The sequence below is a fragment of the Fulvivirga sp. M361 genome, from assembly GCF_007097395.1.
In the GTDB taxonomy this organism is placed as follows: Bacteria; Bacteroidota; Bacteroidia; order Cytophagales; family Cyclobacteriaceae; genus Fulvivirga.
Map to the genome: position 1 here is coordinate 315,721 of NZ_VKDC01000001.1, position 23,714 is coordinate 339,434.

The window sequence follows — 23,714 nt, forward strand, 5'->3', positions numbered from 1 at the left end:
TAGGGTCTGGCTCTTTGAAATCTGCCGGATCCTACATTTGCCAATCATACTGTCCTATTGAATGTAGCATAAGTAAATACATCAAAAATCATGGAGGTAAAAAGCAGGGATATTGAAAACATAATGCTATGCATCTGATAGCCTCTATACCGGGCGGATGGAACCCTAACCAGGAGGGTGTAATCCATATTGAACAGCAGCCGGGAGATATTATATTCCTTTCAGCCGCCGATACGGAGCTGGCTACGGTTTTTGAGGCTTACCGGTCTTTGCAGGAAGAGCATACAGGCCTGCCCTCTCTTCGGTTGGCTAACCTGGTCTATTTCAAGCAAGAGCTTACCATCGACACCTACCTGGAAGAGGTATTATCTCATGCGAAGGTTTGTATCATACGGCCATTAGGGGGGCTTAGCTATTTTCCTTACCTTATCCAGCAAGCCACTGCACTGGCAGAAGAGAAAGGAATAAAAATAGTATTCTTACCTGGGTACGATACAACAGACCGCGAGCTAACGGAACGCTCTAATATTCCGCAACCCATTGTCCACCAACTTTGGGAATATTGCCTGGCAGGAGGGGTAACCAATTACCAGGGCGCTTTGAAGCTCATTGCACATTATTTTTTTCAGCAGGAGTTTACTGTAGAACCTCCTGAAAGAGTACCTGATATTTTTTGGTACCACCCTGATACCGGGAAGATCAACATAGGGGAATCGTTAACCGATAACGCCCGGGCGGTGATCATTGCCTATCGTGCACATTACTTGTCTCATAACCTTGACCCCCTGGTCACGCTGATGCATACATTGGAAAAACAGGGCATCTCAGCCGCGATCATTTTTGTCCACAGCCTAAGGGAAAAAGGGCAGGTGGATGAACTTGCCGCACAGCTGGAGGCATTGAAAAAACAATCGCTTCAACTCATTATCAATACTACGAGCTTTTCCATCCGCCAGTTCCGGGAAACGGACCAAAACTTTATTTTTAACCGGCTTGAGCTACCAGTTTTACAGGCCGTTCACTCTTCTACTACCCGGGAAGCCTGGGCAGAGGGAGACTTTGGGCTTTCTCCCACGGACGTAGCCATGAATATTGCATTACCCGAATTGGACGGAAGAATCAATACAAGTATCATTTCATTCAAAGAAGAAAGAGAAAAAGACCTATTAACAGATTCAAAGATCACACTTTACAAAGCCTATCCACCCGGGTGTGAGTTTGTGGCCCGGCTTACCCGCCAGTTCTTACAATTGCAGGAATTGGAAAACCATGATAAGAAAATTGCCCTGGTACTCCCCAATTATCCTAATAAAGACAGCCGTCTGGCCAATGGCGTAGGATTGGATACCCCTGAAAGTGCAGTAAAAATACTTCAGGCACTGGCACATGAAGGTTATCAACTTGGAGAAAGCTATCCTTCCGGGTCCGGTGAACTGATGGAGGCGATCACCAGCCGAATCACTAACGAGACGGGTACATTACTTGCCCGGCCTTACCAGTTTTCCCTGTCGCGGGAGGTTTTTGACCAATACTTTTCGCAGGTAGGCGAAGACGCTAAAAAGAAAATGACTGACCAATGGGGCCCTGTGGAGAACGATCCCTATTTCGATGGCGAAGCTTTCGCCATTCCCGGCCTTTGTTTTGGTCATGTTTTCGTGAGCATCCAGCCTTCACGAGGCTACCATATTGACATTCAGCAAACGTACCACTCTCCGGATCTGCCACCTCCTTATCATTACATGGCCTTCTATTTTTGGATGAAACATGAATTCAAGGCTCATGCGGTCATTCACCTGGGTAAACATGGAAACCTGGAATGGCTACCGGGTAAAAGCATTGCTTTAGATGAAAAAAACTGTTATCCTGCCGCCATACTGGACACGCTACCACATTTCTATCCTTTTATCATCAACGATCCTGGTGAAGGTACCCAGGCCAAACGAAGGAACCAGGCGGTGATTATAGACCACCTGGTGCCTCCCATGACCCGGGCAGAAACTTACGGCGCCCTGACAGATCTCGAAAACCTGGCCGATGAATATTATGAGGCCGCTAACCTGGACCCGAAGCGAACCAAACTACTGGAAGGCCGGATCAGGGAAATCATAGAAAAACAAAATCTGCAAGTCGACCTGGGGATCGAATCCGGGGAAATGGAGGAATGGCTGCTGAAACTGGACGGATACCTGTGCGAGCTGAAAGAGGCCCAGATCAGGGACGGCTTGCATATTTTAGGAGAAAGCCCTGCGAATGGACAGCTGGTGGACCTCATCATTGCCTTACACCGGATGCCTGATGACCAGGTTTCAGGGATCACACAAGCATTGGCCAAGGACCTCGCCCTTTCTATCGATCCGCTGGAGGTGGAATATGGTCAGCCTTTCGGTCAAAAAGTAAGAGGAGTATATTGTCGTCATAACGGTGATGTGGTTGAACACCTGGAAGAATGTGCTAAAGCACTGGTAGCGCTCGCCATTGATCTTCAAAGTGTACCGAAAATAGAGCAGAAGTTACCTGCCACCAGCCAGGTGATCGCTCAAATTCTTCAGCAGACGCTTCCTGCATTAAAGGATACTGAGCTGGAAATAAGCAACTTATTAGCCGGATTAGAAGGTAAATACGTACCTGCCGGGGGATCAGGAGCGCCTACCCGTGGAAAGCGCAACATCTTACCCACCGGACGTAATTTCTATGCGGTGGATGTACGGACCATTCCTACTGCCACGGCTTACCAGGTCGGGCAAAAAAGCGCCGCAGCCCTCATAGACCTGTACCTGCAAGAGCATGGGGAATACCCGGAAAACATAGGTATCTCCGTATGGGGTACCGCCACCATGCGTACCGGTGGAGATGACCTGGCACAAGCCATGGCGTTGATGGGGGTAAAACCGGTATGGCAAAAGAACGGTCGCCGGATGATCGATTTTGAAGTGATTCCTTTGTTCCAGCTCACAAGACCGCGGATTGATGTCACGTTACGTATCTCAGGGTTTTTCCGTGACGCTTTCCCGGACATCATTCGTCTTTTTAATGCTATAGTCACAAAACTGGCACATTTGGAGGAACCAGTCACCGATAACTTCATCCGCAAAAGGTTTTTGGAAGACAAAAAGAGCTTCGAAATGAACGGAATGTCTACGGAGGAAGTAGAACAAAAATCCCTGTACCGGGTATTCGGATCGAAACCCGGGGCTTACGGTGCCGGTTTACAGGCGCTGATCGAAAGCCAGGCATGGGAACATCGTGATGAGCTCGCTGAAACCTACCTGCAGTGGAGCCATTATGCCTACAACACTGCCGGTAAAGGAGTGACTTTACCTGATGTGTTCCGTCATAGGGTAGGAAAGCTACAGGTAGTGGTACAAAACCAGGACAACCGGGAGCATGACCTACTGGACTCCGATGACTACTACCAATTCCAGGGTGGGTTGGCCAATGCAGTAGAATCTGTGAGCGGAAAACAACCGGCTACCTATTTCGGCGATCATTCACGCCCCCACCAACCGAAAATAAAAACCCTAAAGCAGGAATTACTCAAGGTATTCCGGTCACGGGTGGTCAACCCCAAGTGGATCGAAGGGGTAAAACGGCATGGCTATAAGGGTGCTTTTGAAATGGCGGCTACCCTGGATTATCTTTTTGCCTATGATGCTACTACGGGTCTGGTAGAGGATTTCATGTATGAGAACATCGCCAAATCGTACCTGGTCGATCCGGACAACCGGGAATTTCTTGATAAAGCAAACCCCTGGGCGCTAAGAGACATGAGCGAGCGGCTGTTGGAAGCCATCCAAAGAGGGATGTGGAACGAACCTGACCCAGCTATCAGGGAAAAATTAGAAGCTATTTATCTGGCAGCAGAATAAGTAAATACGGAATTCAAGATAACCTTAAAAACCATACTATGAAAATATACACACGTAAAGGAGACCAGGGAAAAACCGGAGTGTTTGGAGGCAAGCGGGAATATAAAGATTCACCGCGTATCGAGTGTAACGGTGCAATAGACGAGGCCAACTCCACTATCGGCTATTTGCGGGCCAGGCTGGGAATAGATCATTCCTGGCAGACTAACCTTCACCGTATCCAAAAAGACCTGATGGACATGATGTCACACCTGGCCCGGCCTTCCGACTCCAACAAAGAAAACAAGAACCCCAAGCCTCTGGACGGCGCTGAATTTTGCGAACAGTGGATGGACCAACTGGAAGCAGAGATCGATGAGCCGTCCGATTACTTCCTGTTGCCCGGGGGTACCGAGATATCTGCCTTGTGCCACATGGTCCGCACCCAGATGCGAAGAGGAGAACGCCGGCTGGTATCGCTGGCCCACGAAGATCCTGAATGTGTGGAAGACTATATCGCGGCATACCTCAACCGCCTATCAGACCTTTTCTTTATTCTGGCACGTCACGAAATGCATCACGCAGGGATCAAAGAAGAAAGATGGCAGTTGTTTCTTTACAAAAGAATAAAAAAGGACAAATGACTTCATCACCCCAATTTATGGTAGCAGCGCCTTCCAGTAACTCAGGTAAAACGACCGTTACCCTGGGACTACTCCGTGCGTTTCAAAGGAAAGGGAGGTCCGTGCAACCTTTTAAATGTGGTCCGGACTACCTGGATACTACACATCATACATTAGCAGCCGGGCAACAAGGTATCAACCTTGACCTTTTTATGAGTTCACCCAATCATGTAAAGTACCTTTATCAAAAACATTGTGAAAATAAAGAGACTGTAGTGGTAGAGAGCGTCATGGGCCTGTATGATGGCGCTGTTGATGATCGGGGTAGCTCTGCTTCTATCGCCAAATTGTTACAGCTCCCTGTTATCCTGGTCGTTGATGCCCGTGCGATGGCTTATTCGGCAGGAGCATTAGTATATGGTTTTAAGCATTTTGATCCGGAAGTCAACCTGGTTGGCGTCATTTTTAATTTTGTCAGATCAGCTTCGCACTATCGTTTCTTATGTGACGCTTGCCGGAAAATCAATGTGACGGCGCTTGGATACCTTCCACCGGAAGAAAATATTAAGATCCCGTCCCGATACCTGGGGTTAAGCATTGAGCGTACTATCAATTTTGACCGGATCATTGATCAAACTGCCGATCACCTGGAAAAACACCTTGACCTCGACCAACTGGCGGAGATCACCAGCCGACCTTTACCCGGAAGGCCTGGTCAACATGATAGCACCGCGATCAACGCAGGTAAAGTTATCGCTATTGCCAGAGATGAAGCCTTCCGTTTTACCTATTATGAAAATATAGAAACGTTCAAACGACTGGGACGCGTTATTTATTTTAGCCCTATGCATGATACGGCACTACCCAAGGCTGATGTTATCTACCTGGCCGGTGGATACCCGGAACTGTACGTGCAAACGCTGGCTAAAAACAAGGATATGCTCCATGCCATTCGCAAGTACTGCTCGCAAGGTGGGCACCTTTTGGCCGAGTGCGGAGGGTTTATGTATCTTGGTCATGAGATCATTGATGCGGAAGGACAAGCCCATGCAATGGTTAATTTCTTTCCTTCCACAGCTTCTATGGCTGATAAAAAGCTGACCCTGGGCTACCGGACATTTTCATGGGAACAAACAACATTGAAAGGACATGAATTTCATTATTCTACACTGTATGGAGACGGTAAATTACCTTCCATTGGTACTTTACTTAATGCAAAGCAAGAACCTGCGGGGTCAAAAGTGTATCGTAAAGGCAATGTAATCGCTTCTTATATCCACTTTTATTGGGCCGAACAGGAAGGTTTTCTTCAGCAATTCATCTTAAGTCAATCCTAAAAAATGATGCAGTCTTTAAAGCCTTTGATGTTTGTCGGTACAGCCTCAGATGTAGGCAAAAGTATACTCTGTACGGCCTTCTGTCGTATTTTCAAACAGGACGGTTATGCGCCGGCCCCTTTTAAAGCACAGAACATGTCGCTGAACAGTTTTGCGACTCCGGAGGGTTTTGAAATTGGCCGTGCACAGGCGGTACAGGCTGAGGCCGCCGGCATTCCATGTCATACGGATATGAACCCTGTTTTACTCAAGCCGACCGGCAATACTTCGTCGCAGGTGGTCCTGAATGGCAAGCCTGACGGTAACCAGTCTGCCTACCGTTATTTTAACGATCCAAACCGGGAACTCCTCTTCGACCAGGTGAAATTAGCCTATGACCGTCTTGCTCACCGGCATAATCCGATCGTCATGGAAGGGGCGGGCAGTATCGCAGAGCTGAACCTGAAAAGCAGGGACATTGTCAATATGCGAATGGCGACCCACGCCGGTGCACGGGTAATACTGGTGGCTGATATTGACCGGGGTGGGGTCTTTGCCAGCGTATATGGTTCGGTAAAACTTCTGCCACCGGAAGAACAAGCTCTTGTGAAAGGAGTGATCATCAACAAATTCAGAGGAGATGAACGACTTTTTGAAGAGGGGAAAGACATCCTGGAGCAAATTACCGGCAAACCGGTATTGGGCGTCATGCCCTACTTCACGGATATCACCATTGATGAAGAAGATTCCGTGGCAATAGACAGTAAATCCCGGCAACTGCAGGCAGGCAAGGTCAATATTTGTGTCGTACGACTACCTCGTATGGCTAACTACACTGATTTCAGCGTGTTTGAACATATTAAAGGAGTAAACCTGTTTTATTCCGATATACCTGATATGGTCAGGCAGGCCGATGTAATCCTGCTACCAGGCAGTAAAAATACCATCGAAGATCTTATTGAGATCCGGAAAAACGGGATGGCCGAAGCCTTGCTGGCATCGTATCACGCACAAAAAAAGATCATCGGTATCTGTGGCGGCTACCAAATGATGGGAGTTCGTGTAGAAGATCCGGACGGGGTGGAATCAGGTATTCCCTCCACCGAAGGGCTGGGGATCTTTCCCATCCACACACGTATTTTACAACACAAAACCACCTTACAAAGAACGTTTACTTATAAAAATTACCCGGATGAAGTTTGCCACGGCTATGAAATACACATGGGTGAAACCACACCTTTACAAGCATTTTCATCACTGAACCGTTACGAGACAGGGGACTCCGAAGGTTGCTGGCACAAAGAACACTGTTGGGGCTCTTACATACACGGTATTTTTGATAACAAAGTAGTGCTACAAGACCTTCTGAAAGATTTTGATCTTGATGAACCGGGGTTTGATTTTCATCACTATAAAGCTCATCAGTATGATCGCCTGGCTGCGTTGGTCAGAGATAAAATAGATATTGCGGCCGTATATAAATTTTTGCAATCATGATATACGGCCACGGTGATGATATTTATAGGGTGGAACAAGAGCTAAAAGCCAATTTTAGCAGTAATGTGTGGATGGAAGGTCCTAATGAAAAATTGGTGGAAACTATAGCAAATAAAGTGGAACGCATTGCCAATTATCCTGAACCTGATGCGGAACCGTTAAAACAATCGCTCGCCATTCATCATGGTTTGACACCACAGCACTTCATGGTTTGTAATGGTACTGCGGAATCTATCTATCTTATCTGTCAATGCTTTCGGGATACCAGCGCCACCATCATAGTGCCCACCTTCTCAGAGTATGAGGATGCTGCAAGGATCAATGGGATCTCCTGTCAGTTTATTTCACTGAAAGAGGTAAAGGCCTCACTGTCCTTTTCCACTAAACTGACCTTCATCTGTAACCCCAATAACCCTACCGGAGACCTTTTACCCATAGAGATCCTGGATCGCTGGCTGTCCCAAAATCCCAAAACCATCTTCGTGGTGGATGAGGCCTATTACGCTTTCACAGAGGAAGCTCAAAGTGTTTTACCCCTGCTGCAAAAACACCATAACCTGGTCATACTCCGTTCACTCACCAAATTATTTGCCATACCCGGCTTACGGTTAGGATATATTATCGCCTCAGGCCCCTTGATCAAAAAGCTACAAACATTTAAAATACCCTGGTCCGTTAATGCATTGGCGTTAGATGCCGGTCTCTACATTACAGAGCATTATGACAGGTCAACACCTCAGGTTGATAGACTTTTGAAAGAAACGGAATGGCTATGCCGACAGGTCAATCGACTTACAGGTTATCAGTGTATACCCTCATGCACCACTTTTTTCCTGGTGGAAAACCAACGAGGCTGTGCAGCCGATCTGAAAGCGTATTTGATCAGGTATCATCAACTATTGATCAGGAATGCCGACAATTTCAGAGGGTTGGGCGATAATGTATTCCGGGTGGCCACACAAACCCGGTCAAAAAATGAATTGCTTATCAACGCCCTGGCACTATGGAGAAGTTGATCCTGACTATACCTTTGGTCGTGGCTTACCTGCTGGACCTGTGGCTGGCAGACCCTGAACACTGGCCCCATCCGGTACGATGGTTTGGAAATGCCATTTCCGCCGGTGATAAAGCTTTTAACAAGGGTAAATACCGCTTTATAACAGGAATGTTACTGTCAGTTTTCCTGGTCGGCATTACCTTCCTGATCTTCTTTTTTATAGACCGTTGGCTATGGGAAAATAGCTGGCCAGTCTGGATGGCCTTTACGGTTCTTTTTGCGTATTGGGGATTGGCAAATCAATCCTTGATCAATGAGTCTTCACAGGTCTTTAAAAAACTCAACCAGGGATTAGAAACAGGACGTCAACAGCTGGCACGGATCGTTGGGCGTGATACAAAAGCGCTGAATGAGCAAGACGTCCGGATCGCTACTCTGGAAACTATGGCCGAAAACCTGAGTGACGGGGTGATCGCTCCTATTTTTTACTACGCCCTTCTTGGGGTGCCCGGTATGATGGCTTTTAAAATGATCAGCACACTGGACTCCATGATGGGGTACCGAAACGAAAGGTACGAGGAGTTCGGTAAGTTTGCTGCCCGTTTGGATGATGTGGCAAATTATATTCCGGCAAGGTTGACCGTACTTTTACTGGGATTAGCTTCATGGAGTGGAAAAGCGATCCTTTATGCGACAAGATTCGGTCATTGCCATAAAAGCCCCAATGCCGGGTATCCTGAAGCGGCATTAGCCGGCATCCTGAGGTGTCGTTTTGGAGGGCCAAACTATTATGGTGGAGTGTTAATAGAAAAACCCTTTATCGGGGACGGGCAACGAAGTATCACAGACCGGGATTTTACTAAAGTAGCACGGCTCAACCATCTCTGTACCCTGGTCCTTATTCTTACTGTAACTGCAACAATCCTATGGGTACGGTAAGCAGGATCATAGTGACCGGCGGGCCAGGCAGTGGCAAAACCAGCCTGATTGAAGTGTTAGCGTCCGGTAACTTTGATGTCTGCCCTGAAGTAAGCCGCAAGCTCATTCGGGAGGAAAAGCAAAAGCCTGATGGTATTCTTCCCTGGACTGACATGCGCGGTTTTGCCCAACGATGTCTTGAGCTGATGGTCAATGATTGGGAACGGGTGGGTGGCTGTAGTGGCAAGGTATTCTATGATAGGGGCATACCTGATATTATCGCCTATCTCAAATTAAACAATATTGAACCCCATGCGGAGCTACTGGAGGTTATTGCACAGAAGCGATACCATCCGGTAGTATTCTGGTGCCCTCCGTGGCAGGAAATTTACAGGAATGATCCCGAGAGGCCCCAGCGCTTCCGGGAAGCACAGGCGCTCGGGAAGGAATTAAAGAAAGCTTATGAAAAATACCAATACCGTGTGGTGGTCATGCCAAAAGTACCGGTCCTTCAACGGGCTGATTTCATTTTGGAGCATCTTGATCATCATCCACTTTACTACATGTAATCCCGTTGGAGAAAACCTCAGCATTTCTTCAGGAGATACTGCAAGACTATCGTATGCAGAAAGATTCAGTATAGTTCATTATGATACTACTGCTGTACTGACTGTAATGGATGAGCAGAGACAGGTAGTTCAACAGTATAGGACTTCCACTTACCCAAATTCCTGCCGTGGTGTCAGCGCCTGTTTTCAAATACCTGTGCAAAACACAGTAGCCATGACTACTCCTTACCTGGCCATCATCGACGCACTGGGAGAAGCCGGGGCCGTACGTGCTGTTTCGTCCATAATGAGTCTGTATAATGCGACGTTGACCCACCTCAATGAAAATGGAAAGATCATCACCCTTGGAAGCACAAAAAACCTTGACCAGGAGCAGTTGGTTGCGCTAGGCCCTGATGCCTTGTTTATTCCCTACACCCGGACAGCACTGGAGCTTCATGACAAATTGATAGAGTTGTCCATCCCTGTACTATCGATTACGTCGCACAAGGAGACACACCCCTTGGGTAAAGCAGAATGGCTGAAGTTTTTCGGGGTATTATTTAACCGTACTCCGGAAGCCGATTCGATCTTCAGGGGTATAGAAGATGATTACCTGCAAACCAAACAACGTTATCAGGGTCAACATAACAAACCAAAAGTTATGGCAGGCTATGCCAGAAGAGGGAGTTGGATAGCCCCGGGAGGCAAGAGTTATTTCGCCCGGCTGCTGGAGGATGCCGGGGCGGACTATGTATTTGCGGAAAATGGTGACAGCGGGAACATCACTTTAAGTTTCGAACGTGCCCACGAACTAGGTCAACAGGCAGACTATTTATTTTTTATCAGCATGGGTCCGGTTAAATGGGAACTGATACGGGCCAGAGAACCACTGATCAATGACTGGCAAAGTGTAACACAAGGAAAAGTATTCAGCAATGACGGATCCATCAACGCCCAGGGTGGAAACGATTACTGGGGAAAAGGATTCTTAGCGCCGCATGTGATCTTAAAGGACCTGGCCATGGCTTTAAGCCCCAACACAATCCATCCTGATTCGCTGGTATATTTCAGAAAACCTATTTGATTGATGAAAAAAGTCATTAATACCATCACTATTTTGTTTTATTCAGGCCTATATCTAATCGGCTGCCATCCAGGTAAAGATGAAAAAGAACATAGAAAAGTAGTCTTTGAATCACATAAAGAGCGCACCCGGTACGCTGCAAGGTTCGATATCGTCGATAGTGGTAAGTATAAAATTCTTTCGATCATCAAACCTAAGGGAAAACAAAAGGGCGTTGACTACCAATACGTGCTGTTCGAGAGAGGTCAAGACTTACCGGATCAATTTCCCGAAGCGCACCCGTTAGCCGTTCCATTGCAACGATTCACCCTTCGCAGCCCGGTAGAAGCCGCCATGGTCACCTTATTGGGAAACCTGGAGGACGTAGTAGCCATTGCAGACCCCAAATGGATCGCTAACCCGTACCTGCTGGAAAAAGCGGCTTCCGGTGAAATAAGTGTGATCGGCAGGGGAAATACGATCAACACCGAACTTGTTTTAAAACTACAGCCCGAGGCTATTTTTGAGAATGCATCCGGCAACAAGTACGATATCACCCGTCAGCTTATCGAATTAGGGCTTACCCCGATGATGAATTGCGTACACCTGGAGGACCATCCTCTTGGGGTAGCAGAGTGGATCAAATACTTTGGTGTTTTGTTAAATAAAGAAAAGCAGGCCAAGGCCTTGTTCGACACCATAGCCAGCCGGTATGACTCACTAGCCCTTCTGGTAAAAGATGTTGAGGACAGGCCTGCAGTCATTGTAGGCCACAGTAGCAGGGGGATGTGGTCCACCCACGGATCGAGTAACTTTTTCATCCAACTCATCCACGATGCCGGTGGGCGCTACATCCTCGAAGACAGCACACAATACGAGGAGAACAGAATCAGCTTTGAACATGCATTCATAAAAGGCCAACAAGCAGATTTTTGGTTAGGCCCAGGCCACCTCGTTGAGAAATTGGAGACTTTAATAGCTGAAGACGAGCGATACCTTGATTTCAAAAGTGTAAAGCAATCAGGGGTATATAACAATAATCGATGGCTTTCTGAAGAAGGACATAATCATTACTGGGAGGAAGGTATGGTAGAACCTCACATCCTACTGGCTGACCTGGTCCGGATCTTTCACCCTGATGTACTACGCGATCATCAACTAAAATATTTTCAACCCATCCAATAAACTATAAGTATACTATAAATGCGATTAAAAGGGACGAGATCATTACCGAATAAGTCCGGCACTTGGGAAGAAGTATTCCCGGTGCCCACAGAGGAAGAAACCCTTTTTGCTATTTTCGAAGACATCGATCAAAATTTTTACGATAAAATCCATTTCGGCCCCTTGACCGAAGGTGCGGCCTGGGAGGTGACGCAACCTAATAAACCAAACCAGATATCACTTCACGGCAGCTACCTGACGGTGGATTTTGGGCCATGGCATTTCTATATTTGTATCGGGGAAAACAAAGAGTCGGAAAAGACCCTACTCCGGAAGCCCTGAAGCTAGAGCGCAGAACGTCACGGGCAGAATTTTACCGCCGCCTGGATAAAAACTTATTCCTATCAGTTGGGGATTCCGAACATTTAACGGAGAAGGGGTCCAACAAAGAACCATTTTTCTGGCATCACCTTTTTAGCAACATTCCCCTTTTATCAAATATGAGCAGCCTGACTGGTCTAAACTTGAACCCTGGGACCATCTGAGAAAAAAACACCTGGATCTACCGCCTGATACACTGAATCGGGAAGGGAAACTGTCTCTTTAGAAAAAAATGATGTTTTTGGTCTAAGCCCTTTTAAAGGGTTAAAGAACAATTGGTTTTATGCTAAAACAGACCTCTGGCATCTTAAATCTCTTATAACGGTTTATTAGAAAATCTATACTCTGACTTTATTCACATCAGAAAAACCTGCCTTTACCTAATTTTTCTCTGTAATAAAAAAATAGAAACCCAGCCCCTACAACTGGGAACCCAACGCTACCGAGCTTTCTTCCTTGCGCTCAAGATGGCTTTCTCCCATTAGAAATTTATCCACAGCTACAGCGGCCTCCCTACCTTCAGAGATCGCCCACACCACCAATGACTGGCCTCGACGAGCATCTCCTGCTGCAAATATTTTGTCGATATTTGTCTGGTATTCATTGGTATACACATTGCCCCTGCCATCAGGTGCCAGGCCAAACTGGTCTAATAGACCTTTCTCAGGTGATTGAAAGCCAATAGCTAACAAAGCCAGGTCACAGTCTATTTCATGTACTGATCCTGGTACTTCGCGGAAAGCACGTCGTCCACCACCATCGGTATACCACTCAATATGAGCAAGTTTGATTTTTTTCACTTCACCCTGACCATTATTGCAAAACTCTTTGGTAAGGATAGACCACTCTCTGTCTCCACCTTCCTCATGTGAACTTGATGTGCGCAGTGTCATTGGCCACAGAGGCCATGGGTCCTGGTGTGTACGCTGATTCAATGGCTTGGGGAGTAATTCAAGTTGTGTCACTGATGTTGCTCCTTGCCGATGTGATGTGCCTATACAATCGGAACCGGTATCTCCACCACCAATGACTACCACATGTTTATCCTTTGCTGATATCAATTGATCTACATCCAGTTTATCTCCTGAAACAAGCTTATTTTGCTGAGTAAGGAAGTCCATGGCAAAATGAATACCACTGGCTTTTCTTCCGGGGATCGGAAGGTCCCTTGGCGCTGTAGCACCGGCACAAATAACAATAGCATCGAAATCTTCCATAAGTTCTTTGGGGTTAATATTTACACCCACATTGGCATTCACTTTAAAGCGTATGCCTTCACTTACCATCAATTCAACACGACGTTCCACTACCCACTTTTCCAGCTTAAAATCGGGGATACCATATCGTAAGAGCCCACCGATACGATCGTCACGTTCAAGTACAGTTACCCAATGTCCGGCTTTATTCAGCTGCTGCGCACAGGCAAGACCTGCCGGGCCAGAACCAATTACAGCTACTTTCTTTTCAGTGCGGTGCTTTGGAATATGGGCTTTTATATGACCCAATTCAAAGGCTTTTTCAGCTATTGTCTTTTCTATATGTTCTATCGCTACAGGAGGCTTGTTAATTCCCAATACACAACTTGCCTCACAAGGTGCCGGGCAAATGCGTCCGGTAAACTCCGGAAAGTTATTCGTGGAAAGTAATATACTTATTGCCTCATCCCATTTTTCCTGATACACTGCATCATTGAATTCCGGGATTATATTGCCCAAAGGGCATCCGTTATGACAAAACGGAATACCGCAATCCATACAACGCGCTGCCTGTTCCCTGGTCCTCTCTTCAGGAAATTCTTCATATATCTCTTTGAAATCACCTAACCTTTCTTTCGGATCACGTGATTTAGGAAGTTCCCTATCGTACTTTAAAAATCCATCTACCTTTCCCATATTACACAGCCACTTTAATTGATTCCTGTTGTTCTCTTTGTTTTAATAATACTGCCTTGTAATCGTTAGGCATTACCTTAATGAACCGATCCAGCGAACTATGCCAATTCTCCAGTAATTCCTCTGCCAACACACTTTTTGTATAGTGCAAATGCTCTTTTAAAAGCGATTTTAGTTTGATTTCATCCTCTTCATCCAAAGGATCCAGGGAGACCATTCCCATATTACACAATGTATCGAAGTCGCCATTTACATCATATACATAGGCTACCCCACCGCTCATACCAGCTCCGAAGTTCTTACCGGTCGGTCCAAGTATTACCACATGTCCTCCCGTCATGTATTCGCAAGCGTGATCGCCTACACCTTCCACAACAGCTTCTACTCCTGAATTGCGTACGGCAAAACGCTCTCCTGCCATACCACTTATGAACGCTCGTCCTCGCGTAGCTCCATAAAAAGCTACGTTACCTACAATGATATTGTCACTGGCTACAAAGTCCGATTTATGATGAGGGTATACTACCAGTTTTCCTCCCGAAAGTCCTTTCCCAAAATAGTCGTTGGCTTCGCCTTCCAGCTCAAATGATATTCCCGGCGCAAGGAAAGCCCCGAAACTCTGCCCGGCTGAGCCTTCAAATAAATAGTGAATGGTATCTTCCGGCAGTCCGTCACTTTTAAATTTTTTACTTACCTCATTAGAAAGAATTACTCCCACAGCACGGTTCGTATTCTTTATTGGAAAGGCTTTTTTTATCGGCTTTTGCTCTTCAAACGCAGCCCGGCTCATTTCTAACAGGGCCCAGTCAAGCACTTCGTCAATCTCATGATCTTGCTCTATCTGTTTGTAGGTACCAATGTTACTCGGCATATACTCTTTATATAATACGGGAGTCAGGTCAAGATCTTTAAGCTTCCAGTGGTCGATATTACCTCTCAGCTTGATGACTTCGGTATGACCTACCATTTCATTAATGGTGCGGAAACCAAGTGAGGCCATAATTTCCCGCAGATCTTCTGCCAGGAAAGTAAAAAAGTTCACTACATGATCAGGATCACCTGTGAATAACTTTCTAAGCTCAGTATTTTGAGTAGCGATACCTACCGGGCATGTATTCAGGTGGCATTTACGCATCATGATACACCCTTCCACTACAAGAGCTGCTGTAGAAATGCCCCATTCTTCTGCCCCGAGTAAAGTAGCTATTGCCAAATCTTTTCCGGTACGTATCTGACCGTCCGTCTGAACGGTGATACGACTTCTCAGGTTATTTTTCACCAGGGTCTGGTGTGCTTCTGCCAGTCCCAGTTCCCAGGGAAGACCTGCATGGCGTATAGAACTAAGCGGAGAAGCCCCCGTACCTCCATCAGCGCCAGAGATCAGCACCACATCCGCATTTGCCTTGGAAACACCGGCAGCTACCGTCCCTACACCGGCCTCAGAAACCAGCTTCACATTCACCCTGGCTTCCCTGTTAGCATTTTTTAGGTCATAGATCAATTGTGCAAGGTCTTCTATGGAATAAATGTCATGATGAGGCGGTGGTGAGATCAAACCTACTCCAGGCGTAGAATGCCTTACTCTTCCAATCCAGTCATCCACCTTATGCCCTGGTAACTGGCCTCCTTCTCCGGGCTTCGCACCCTGGGCCATTTTTATTTGTAACTCATCAGCATTGGTCAGGTAATAACTGGTAACACCAAACCGGCCCGAAGCTACCTGTTTGATGGCCGATCGCTCCCAGTCTCCATTCGGTTTTTTCTCAAAACGAATTTCATCCTCGCCTCCTTCTCCACTGTTACTCTTAGCGCCAATACGATTCATAGCAATAGCCAACGTAGAATGGGCCTCATGCGAGATAGAACCAAATGACATGGCACCTGTAGCAAAGCGTTTAAAAATTTCCTCTTTGGGCTCTACCTCTTCAATAGGAATAGGCGCCCTGTTCCTAAATTCAAACAGCCCGCGTAATGTAAGGGCATCACGCATTTGATCATTAATTTTATCTGCATACTGCTTATAGAGAGCATAATTATTGGTACGTGTAGAGTGTTGCAAGAGGTGGATCGTATCCGGATTGAACAGGTGTTTTTCTCCCCTATGCTTCCATTGGTATACTCCGCCCACTTCCAATGTATCGGGAGTAGTGGTATCTTCTACAAAGGCCGACCTGTTTCGCACTAAAACTTCTTTAGCCAGACTATCAAAATCGAGGCCTTCAATACGAGAGATCGTACCTTTAAAACACTTATCAATGACCCTGGAACTTATCCCCAACGCCTCGAAGATCTGAGCGGATTGATAAGATTGTAAGGTACTGATGCCCATCTTGGACAGGATCTTTAATAATCCATATCCAATGGCTTTTTGATACATGGCAAAAGCCTCTTCATCCGTTACCTCCTGCTCAAGCAGACCTTGCTCATTCAGGTCATGGATACTTTCAAGTGCCAGGTACGGATTGATAGCGCTGGCACCATACCCTATGACAGTAGCAAAATGATGGGTTTCCCGAATATCACCACTTTCAACTATAATGCCTCCCCGTGTCCTTAGGTTTTTTCGTACAAGGTGCTGATGAACCGCACCTACTGACAACATCGATGGGATTGGGGCATTAGCCGCATCAATATTTCGGTCGGATATAATAAGTATAGTCTTACCGTCAAGTACTGCAGCCTCTGCTTCACCACATATATTATCCAAGCCTTCTTCCAGCCTCCCCGGCTTGCCATCAGCATTGAATACCGCACTTATAACTTTGTAATCAAACCCAATATTTTGAAGGTTTTTAAACTTTTGCAGATCGGTATTAAGCAATACCGGCTGCGAAATATGTACCTGCTTGGTATGTTCCGGTGTTTCATCCAGTATGTTAAGACTTTGTCCCACCCTGGTAAAAAGCGACATTACCATACGCTCGCGTATCGGGTCAATGGGAGGGTTGCTAACCTGGGCAAACAGCTGTTTGAAATAATTAGATATATGCTGGCTCTGGTTAGAGAGTATGGCTACAGGTGTATCTGCACCCATTGAACCAATAGGTTCTGTACCGCTCACTGCCATAGGTCCCAAAATGACTTTTAGATCTTCCTTAGTATAGCCAAAAGCTTTCTGTCGCCGTTTTAATGTTTTCAGATCATATTCCTGCTCCACATCTGATGGCGTAGGTAACAAACTCAGCTTTACCCGGTGTTTACTGATCCACTCTCCATAAGGCTTACTTGTACTGATCTCCGTTTTCACTTCATGATCATATACTATACGACCTTTTTCAAGATCAGCGATAAGCATCTTACCCGGCTGCATCCGGCCCTTACTTATGACATTATCAGGTTTTACCGGTAAAGCACCCGCCTCTGAGGCAATGATCAGTCGACCATCTTTAGTGATGCAGTAACGAGAGGGCCTGAGTCCATTACGGTCCAGCGTAGCTCCGATCATTTTACCGTCACTGAAAACCAAGGCTGCGGGACCATCCCAGGGCTCCATCAGGGAGGCATGGTACTTATAAAAGGCTTTCCGCTCCTTGTCCATTAATGGATTATCCTGCCAGGCCTCCGGGACAAGCATCATCATTACATGAGGAAGTGAACGACCACTGATCGTCAACATCTCTACCAAAGCATCCAGATTAGCTGAATCGGAGTGCGAAGGATCTGTGACCGGAAGTATTATTTTGAGTTCCTCCTCAGTAAAAAGTGAGGATTCCATGATCGCTTCCTTCGACCTCATTTTAGTTACATTACCTCGTATGGTATTGATCTCTCCATTGTGGGCAATATAACGAAACGGCTGGGCCAGTTTCCAGTTAGGAAATGTATTCGTAGAAAACCTGGAGTGGACAAGTGCAAGCGCACTTGTAAAGTTTTCATTTTGAAGGTCATAGAAATAAGGGCGCAATTGATTCGTACGCAGTTGACCTTTATAAATCATTATTTTGTAAGAAAAACTTGGCATATAAAAATCGCCGTTGTTCCCTTTTACATTATGTCCGATGTAATGTGTAGTAGAGTTACGCAATACAAAAAGTTTACGCTCCAATTCATCAAAAGTGGCAGTGGTGTGCGTGATAAATACCTGCTCAATAACAGGTTCAACTTTTTTAGCCCCTGAACCCGGTACCGTATGATCAACAGGGACTTTCCGGTAGCCCAATACTTTAAAACCCATTTCCTGAGCATTCTTTTCCAAAATAGCCCTGCACTCCTCACGTACGGATTTAATGGTCGGGAAAAAGATCATACCCGCTCCGTAATGACCAAATTCAGGTAGTTCAAGGTCTAAGTCTTTACATTCTTCTTTTAGAAAATCGTGAGGGTTCTGGACCATTATTCCCGCTCCATCTCCTGTTTCAGGGTCGCTGCCTGTTCCTCCTCTATGCTCCATGTTTTCCAGCATATCAATGGCTTCCTGAACGATTTGACTCGTCTTAGACCCATCAATATTGGCAACACATCCAATCCCACACGAATCATGCTCCAACTCTGGCGTGTATAATCCTTTCATATTTCTTCTTTTCATAACTACTCTTAGACAACAAAAGCACCCAAATACAACGCATTTCGGTGCCTACCGGAAAATAAAGATAATTAAAAATTCCCTAACGCTAGTGTACTATGACTATCCTAAAAACGCGTTATCAATGATTTTTTTGCAAATTTTTCAATCAACCCGCCTTTTCGTTAAAATTTATCCAATAATCAAACGATTGCGGACTCTTTTACTTGATGAGATTGAAATTGAAACATTTAACATTTTTGCAAACTACACATAATAATGCCTACGTATCTTGCGGTATTTTTACCATTATATATGCTTTTTTAACATATTGGCAGAATATTGTTCTTTACAACAAACCATTCACCAATTTTCTGACTCTAAAGAGAGAACATTACCAAAAGAAATTTAATTCGTAGCTTTTCTTTCTTTGAGTTAGTGGGGAGCAACTTATTTTTTGATCCCACGAACCATTTCCTTTTTACCGGGAGGCCCTGGCAAGGTTTCTACTCGGTAGCCAATCTCCTTCAGATCACGTTTTAACTGACCTTTGGCACAGTAAGTCACAAAAACACCTCCTGGTGCCTGGCTTTGAAATACTCTGGCCAGTACTTCCCGCTCCCACAACTCTGACTGTTTATTAGGAGCAAAAGCATCAAAAAAGACGATATGATACGTTTCTAATGACAGGCGTTGCACTTGTAGCTTATTATCGACCTTCTTAAGTGAAAAGGATGAGTGAATACTTATTTGCTTATTCCAGGGGTTCTCATGCATCTTGTCAAACCATGGTTGAGATGTCTCTTTACCAATGAGTTTCGGATAATTAAGCTGGTTGGCCAGGTCTAACGGCAATGGATAAGCTTCAATGCTGTCCATAAACAGGTTCCTGCCTTCCTCAGCAGCCCAAATGGCAGATAATAAAGCATTCAGCCCTGTCCCAAAACCTATCTCCAATATGCGTATGGGAGATACATCACTTTGTACTGAAAAATACTCCAGTCCCGACCGGATAAAAACATGTTCAGATTCCTGTAACGCTCCATGAAAAGAATGATAAGTTTCTTTCATGGCGGACAAGTAAAGAGAATGAGAGCCGTCTTCGGTTACAATGAGTTCCGGCCCGTTAAATCGTTCGTCATCGTCATTCATGACTTTGTGATCAGCACAGATGCAAACGCCGCTACGCCCTGTTCTTTTCCTACAAAACCTAATTGCTCTGTGGTAGTGGCTTTTATGGATAAATCTTCTTCGTCAATTTGCATGACTTCTGCCATGCATTGCTTCATCGCCGGGATGTGTGGGTTAATTTTCGGCCGCTGGAGGCATATAGTGGAATCAATATTCCCTATTTCCCAGCCCTTCTCACGAATAAGTAGCAGCACTTCTTTTAGCAAAATTTTACTGTCTATGCCTTTGTAGGTTGGGTCTTTATCAGAAAAGTGATATCCGATATCGCGAAGATTCGCCGCCCCCAGCAATGCGTCACAAATCACATGGATCAGTACGTCTGCATCGGAATGCCCCACAGCACCCTTATCATGTTCTACCAAAATACCCCCCAGCCAGAATTCTTCCCCGGAAGCTAATTGATGTACATCATAGCCGAAACCTGTTCTGATCTTCATAATTAGTTATTTTCTGATAAATAATGTAGTACGGATGCATTTGCAGGTGTAAGCAGCTCATCAAAAGTGCGGGTAACACTGTCCGATGTAACATTACGTATTTTATCAACCTCCCTGTTAACTGTATTGATATCACCGGAAAGAGATGCCATAGCCAGGCTTACAGCACGATTAAGTATTTCTACCTCGGCAAATAATAACGTTGACTCTGCCTGATTTTTAACCTTTATCAACTCTTTCTCCGTCACCCGGTTCATCTTTAATTCATCAATAACCTGCCATACTGCCTGTTCAGCCTGTGCAATGTGGATACCCTGGTTTAGCTTACCGCTAATCACCAGGAGGCCCGGGTCTATACTTCCGGTGACATGTGCATTGATCGTATTAAAAAGCTTATCCTCTCTAACTAGTTTTTTATATAATCTGGATGATTTATCTCTTCCTAACACGTCACTTAGCAGGTCTGCCGCCTGATAATCTTCGGAAAACCTTCCCGGCATATGAAAAGTCATATATAACGCGTCCATGGGAACGTTAGACTCAACGGTCAGCCTTCTTTTTTCTGCCTGCTTTCTTTCCATAGGTAGTGACCTTAATGGTCGTTCCTGTGATGGGATGCTACCGAACCACTTTTCGACCTGTCCCTTCACCTTATCCAGCTTAATATTACCAGCTACCACTAAGGTAGCGTTGTTCGGCACATAATATTTATAGAAAAAAGATTTCACGTCTTCCATCGTCACCTTCTCAATATGATCAATGTCTTTGCCAATAGTAGGCCAGCGATACGGGTGGTCATGATAAGCAAGTGGTCGCAGCTTCATCCACACATCTCCATAGGGTTGGTTCAGATAACGCTGTTTGAACTCTTCTATTACCACACTACGCTGTACCTCCAGTACCTTCGGATCAAAAGAAAGTCCCAGCATACGGTCCGACTCCAGCCAAAAACCCGTCTCAATATTTTGAGCCGGAAGCGTCATATAATAGTTGGTAATGTCAGGACTGGTAAATGCATTATTTTCTCCGCCTGCCTTTTGTAACTGCTCATCGTATCGGTCAACGTTCCGCGACCCTCCGAACATTAAGTGTTCAAAAAGATGCGCCAGGCCTGTGAATTCGGGGTCTTCATCTTTAGAACCCACATCATAAAGGAGGTTAACTACGGCAATTTGTACGTTTGGGTCTTCATGTACTATAACACGTAACCCGTTGTCCAGCGAAAAAGTATTAAAATCAATCATGAATTCAGACAAAAATAAAAAAGATCACTGCACTATGCTGATAACAGCAATACTTTAAATTTGTCAAAAACACTGACCTATGAAGTTCAATCGCCGGAACTACTCTGATCGACTGCTTAAAGACCTTTATGAAGCTCTGCTACAGCCAAGGATGATAGAAGAGAAAATGCTCATCCTTTTACGACAAGGTAAAATAAGTAAGTGGTTTTCCGGTATAGGTCAGGAAGCCATTGGCGCCGGAGCTACGTTGGCTATGGCAAAAGATGAATATATACTGCCAATGCATAGAAACCTGGGTGTTTTTACCGCAAGAAACGTGGCATACCACAAGCTATTTACACAGTTCCAAGGGAAACTTAGTGGGTTTACTAAAGGCCGCGACCGCTCTTTTCATTTTGGATCTAACGAGCATCACATTGTAGGTATGATATCTCACCTGGGCCCTCAGTTGGGTGTAGCGGACGGTATAGCTCTGGCTAACAGATTGCGCGGCGATAAAAAAGCCACACTCGTTTTTACCGGAGATGGAGGAGCCAGTGAAGGTGATTTTCATGAATCTATTAATGTAGCAGCAGTTTGGGACCTGCCTGTAATATTTATGGTGGAAAACAATGGCTATGGCTTATCTACACCAAGTAATCAACAGTTTCGGTTTAAAAACTTTGTAGATAAATGCCCTGGTTATGGGATAGAAGGAATACTCGTAGATGGCAATAATGTATTGGATGTGTATCATGCAGTTGAGCAGGCTACCAAGAAGATGCGTAAATCTCCCAAGCCGGTCCTCATCGAAGCATTAACATTCAGGATGCGCGGACATGAAGAGGCAAGCGGCACTAAATATGTTCCCAAAGAACTAATGAAAGAGTGGGCAGCCAAAGACCCTCTTGAAAACTATGAGGCATACCTTTTAAAGGAAAAAGTCATTACAGAGCAGTCCATAAAACGTCTAAGGAGCAAAATCCGGAAACAGATCGATGAAGGGTTGGAAAAGGCCTATGCCGAACCACTGCCTGAGGCCTCCACTCAAGAAGAATTAAAGGATGTCTATGCTCCTTTTGAACAACAACAAAAGGTACCCAAAAGCCACACTACACAAAGTAAGCGACTTGTAGATGCTATTTCAGACGGACTAAAGCAAAGCCTGGAAGCATACCCTGAATTAGTGGTTATGGGGCAGGACGTGGCCGAATATGGTGGTGTTTTTAAGGTTACGGAAGGGTTTATTCAGCAATTTGGAGAAGACAGGGTACGAAATACTCCACTCTGTGAATCAGCCATCATTGGTATCGGCCTGGGCATGTCAATTAAAAAACAAAAATCCGTGATCGAAATGCAGTTTGCCGACTTTGTTACTTGTGGATTTAACCAAATTGTAAACAACCTGGCCAAATCATACTATCGATGGGGGCAGCAGGCAGATGTGGTAGTAAGAATGCCTACAGGAGCTGGTGTAGCTGCCGGACCTTTCCATAGCCAGTCTAACGAAGCCTGGTTTTTTCATACCCCGGGACTAAAAATTGTATACCCTTCCAATCCGGCCGATGCCAAAGGACTGCTCTGTGCTGCCATAGAAGACCCTAACCCCTATCTCTTTTTTGAGCATAAAGCACTTTACCGTTCACTCACAGAAGATGTACCCGATGATTATTATACCACCGAAGTCGGAAAAGCCAAACTGGTCAAAAGTGGAAATGAGCTTTCCATCATAACCTATGGAATGGGCGTACATTGGGCCATCGAAGAAATAGAAGCTCTAGGCCTATCTGCTGATATACTCGATTTAAGGACACTGCTTCCATGGGATAAAGAGACAGTGGCTGAAAGTGTGAAGAAAACTAACCGAGTGCTTATTTTACATGAAGATTGTATTACAGGAGGCGTAGGAGCAGAAATCAGTGCCTGGATATCTGAAAACTGTTTTGAATATTTGGATGCTCCTGTATTAAGAGAAGGGAGCCTGGATACACCCGTTCCTTTTTCCCCTCCACTGGAGCAAAACTTTTTACCCAAAGGAAGGTTAACAGGAAAAATTAAGCATTTGATGGAATTTTAATTAAATTGCTGCGTTTTTAAGGCTTATTGACCTACATA

The 23,714-nt window shown here is 45.4% G+C and carries 16 protein-coding genes; 11 read left to right on the forward strand and 5 right to left on the reverse strand.

Translation table 11 applies throughout. The annotated features are described in order from the left end of the window. Positions 1-128: 128 nt before the first annotated feature. From cobN to FNH22_RS32350, 10 genes are read left to right on the forward strand one after another with little or no spacing between them, the layout of a single operon-like run. Entirely contained in the window at positions 129-3,866 is a 3,738-nt protein-coding gene (gene cobN / locus FNH22_RS01265) for a cobaltochelatase subunit CobN (RefSeq protein WP_143396473.1), read from the forward strand. Positions 3,867-3,904: 38 nt separating this feature from the next. Continuing rightward, positions 3,905-4,489: a cob(I)yrinic acid a,c-diamide adenosyltransferase gene (locus FNH22_RS01270; protein WP_143396474.1), complete on the forward strand. Its 585-nt coding sequence runs from the start codon at positions 3,905-3,907 to the stop codon at positions 4,487-4,489. After that, positions 4,486-5,805, forward strand: coding sequence for a cobyrinate a,c-diamide synthase (locus tag FNH22_RS01275; RefSeq protein ID WP_143396475.1), 1,320 nt, complete (start codon positions 4,486-4,488; stop codon positions 5,803-5,805). Before FNH22_RS01270 ends, FNH22_RS01275 begins: the two co-directional genes overlap by 4 nt. Positions 5,806-5,808: 3 nt before the next feature. Next, positions 5,809-7,281 (forward strand): cobyric acid synthase, encoded by a 1,473-nt coding sequence (locus tag FNH22_RS01280; RefSeq protein ID WP_143396476.1) that lies wholly within the window; start codon positions 5,809-5,811, stop codon positions 7,279-7,281. After that, positions 7,278-8,297, forward strand: coding sequence for a histidinol-phosphate transaminase (locus FNH22_RS01285; RefSeq protein ID WP_143396477.1), 1,020 nt, complete (start codon positions 7,278-7,280; stop codon positions 8,295-8,297). Before FNH22_RS01280 ends, FNH22_RS01285 begins: the two co-directional genes overlap by 4 nt. After that, the gene (gene cbiB / locus FNH22_RS01290) at positions 8,285-9,217 is read left to right on the forward strand and encodes an adenosylcobinamide-phosphate synthase CbiB (RefSeq protein ID WP_143396478.1); all 933 of its coding nucleotides are present in this window, start codon (positions 8,285-8,287) and stop codon (positions 9,215-9,217) included. Before FNH22_RS01285 ends, cbiB begins: the two co-directional genes overlap by 13 nt. Next, entirely contained in the window at positions 9,205-9,765 is a 561-nt protein-coding gene (locus tag FNH22_RS01295; RefSeq protein ID WP_143396479.1) for an AAA family ATPase, read from the forward strand. Before cbiB ends, FNH22_RS01295 begins: the two co-directional genes overlap by 13 nt. Then, a complete protein-coding gene (locus FNH22_RS01300) occupies positions 9,659-10,831 on the forward strand; it encodes an ABC transporter substrate-binding protein (protein ID WP_143396480.1) in 1,173 nt (390 codons plus the stop codon). The genes FNH22_RS01295 and FNH22_RS01300 overlap by 107 nt, the downstream gene beginning before the upstream one ends. Before the next feature lie 3 nt (positions 10,832-10,834). Continuing rightward, the gene (locus FNH22_RS01305) at positions 10,835-11,995 is read left to right on the forward strand and encodes an ABC transporter substrate-binding protein (protein ID WP_143396481.1); all 1,161 of its coding nucleotides are present in this window, start codon (positions 10,835-10,837) and stop codon (positions 11,993-11,995) included. A gap of 18 nt (positions 11,996-12,013) precedes the next feature. Continuing rightward, the gene (locus FNH22_RS32350) at positions 12,014-12,316 is read left to right on the forward strand and encodes a hypothetical protein (RefSeq protein ID WP_221420187.1); all 303 of its coding nucleotides are present in this window, start codon (positions 12,014-12,016) and stop codon (positions 12,314-12,316) included. 458 nt (positions 12,317-12,774) lie between these two features. Here the strand turns inward: FNH22_RS32350 and FNH22_RS01315 are convergent, their stop codons facing one another. The 5 genes from FNH22_RS01315 to FNH22_RS01335 form a co-directional block, all read right to left on the reverse strand. Then, on the reverse strand, positions 12,775-14,247 hold the full coding sequence (locus FNH22_RS01315; protein ID WP_143396482.1) for a glutamate synthase subunit beta: 1,473 nt from the start codon (positions 14,245-14,247) through the stop codon (positions 12,775-12,777). 1 nt (position 14,248) lies between these two features. Continuing rightward, positions 14,249-18,772 (reverse strand): glutamate synthase large subunit, encoded by a 4,524-nt coding sequence (gltB, locus tag FNH22_RS01320; protein ID WP_143396483.1) that lies wholly within the window; start codon positions 18,770-18,772, stop codon positions 14,249-14,251. A 426-nt stretch (positions 18,773-19,198) separates the two neighbouring features. Next, positions 19,199-19,900, reverse strand: a complete 702-nt coding sequence (gene mnmD, locus FNH22_RS01325; protein WP_143396484.1) for a tRNA (5-methylaminomethyl-2-thiouridine)(34)-methyltransferase MnmD — start codon at positions 19,898-19,900, stop codon at positions 19,199-19,201. Continuing rightward, positions 19,897-20,376, reverse strand: a complete 480-nt coding sequence (ispF, locus tag FNH22_RS01330) for a 2-C-methyl-D-erythritol 2,4-cyclodiphosphate synthase (RefSeq protein WP_143396485.1) — start codon at positions 20,374-20,376, stop codon at positions 19,897-19,899. Before ispF ends, mnmD begins: the two co-directional genes overlap by 4 nt. Before the next feature lie 2 nt (positions 20,377-20,378). After that, positions 20,379-21,620, reverse strand: a complete 1,242-nt coding sequence (locus FNH22_RS01335; RefSeq protein ID WP_143396486.1) for a pitrilysin family protein — start codon at positions 21,618-21,620, stop codon at positions 20,379-20,381. Positions 21,621-21,699: 79 nt separating this feature from the next. Between FNH22_RS01335 and FNH22_RS01340 the strand changes: the two genes are divergently transcribed. After that, positions 21,700-23,676 (forward strand): thiamine pyrophosphate-dependent enzyme, encoded by a 1,977-nt coding sequence (locus tag FNH22_RS01340; protein WP_143396487.1) that lies wholly within the window; start codon positions 21,700-21,702, stop codon positions 23,674-23,676. Positions 23,677-23,714: the final 38 nt, after the last annotated feature.

Coding starts and splice junctions, on each gene's coding strand:
- cobN (WP_143396473.1), top strand. CDS start 129: ATGCATCTGATAGCCTCTATACCGGGCGGATGGAACCCTAACCAGGAG.
- FNH22_RS01270 (WP_143396474.1), top strand. CDS start 3,905: ATGAAAATATACACACGTAAAGGAGACCAGGGAAAAACCGGAGTGTTT.
- FNH22_RS01275 (WP_143396475.1), top strand. CDS start 4,486: ATGACTTCATCACCCCAATTTATGGTAGCAGCGCCTTCCAGTAACTCA.
- FNH22_RS01280 (WP_143396476.1), top strand. CDS start 5,809: ATGATGCAGTCTTTAAAGCCTTTGATGTTTGTCGGTACAGCCTCAGAT.
- FNH22_RS01285 (WP_143396477.1), top strand. CDS start 7,278: ATGATATACGGCCACGGTGATGATATTTATAGGGTGGAACAAGAGCTA.
- cbiB (WP_143396478.1), top strand. CDS start 8,285: ATGGAGAAGTTGATCCTGACTATACCTTTGGTCGTGGCTTACCTGCTG.
- FNH22_RS01295 (WP_143396479.1), top strand. CDS start 9,205: ATGGGTACGGTAAGCAGGATCATAGTGACCGGCGGGCCAGGCAGTGGC.
- FNH22_RS01300 (WP_143396480.1), top strand. CDS start 9,659: ATGAAAAATACCAATACCGTGTGGTGGTCATGCCAAAAGTACCGGTCC.
- FNH22_RS01305 (WP_143396481.1), top strand. CDS start 10,835: ATGAAAAAAGTCATTAATACCATCACTATTTTGTTTTATTCAGGCCTA.
- FNH22_RS32350 (WP_221420187.1), top strand. CDS start 12,014: ATGCGATTAAAAGGGACGAGATCATTACCGAATAAGTCCGGCACTTGG.
- FNH22_RS01315 (WP_143396482.1), bottom strand. CDS start 14,247: ATGGGAAAGGTAGATGGATTTTTAAAGTACGATAGGGAACTTCCTAAA.
- gltB (WP_143396483.1), bottom strand. CDS start 18,772: ATGAAAAGAAGAAATATGAAAGGATTATACACGCCAGAGTTGGAGCAT.
- mnmD (WP_143396484.1), bottom strand. CDS start 19,900: ATGAATGACGATGACGAACGATTTAACGGGCCGGAACTCATTGTAACC.
- ispF (WP_143396485.1), bottom strand. CDS start 20,376: ATGAAGATCAGAACAGGTTTCGGCTATGATGTACATCAATTAGCTTCC.
- FNH22_RS01335 (WP_143396486.1), bottom strand. CDS start 21,620: ATGATTGATTTTAATACTTTTTCGCTGGACAACGGGTTACGTGTTATA.
- FNH22_RS01340 (WP_143396487.1), top strand. CDS start 21,700: ATGAAGTTCAATCGCCGGAACTACTCTGATCGACTGCTTAAAGACCTT.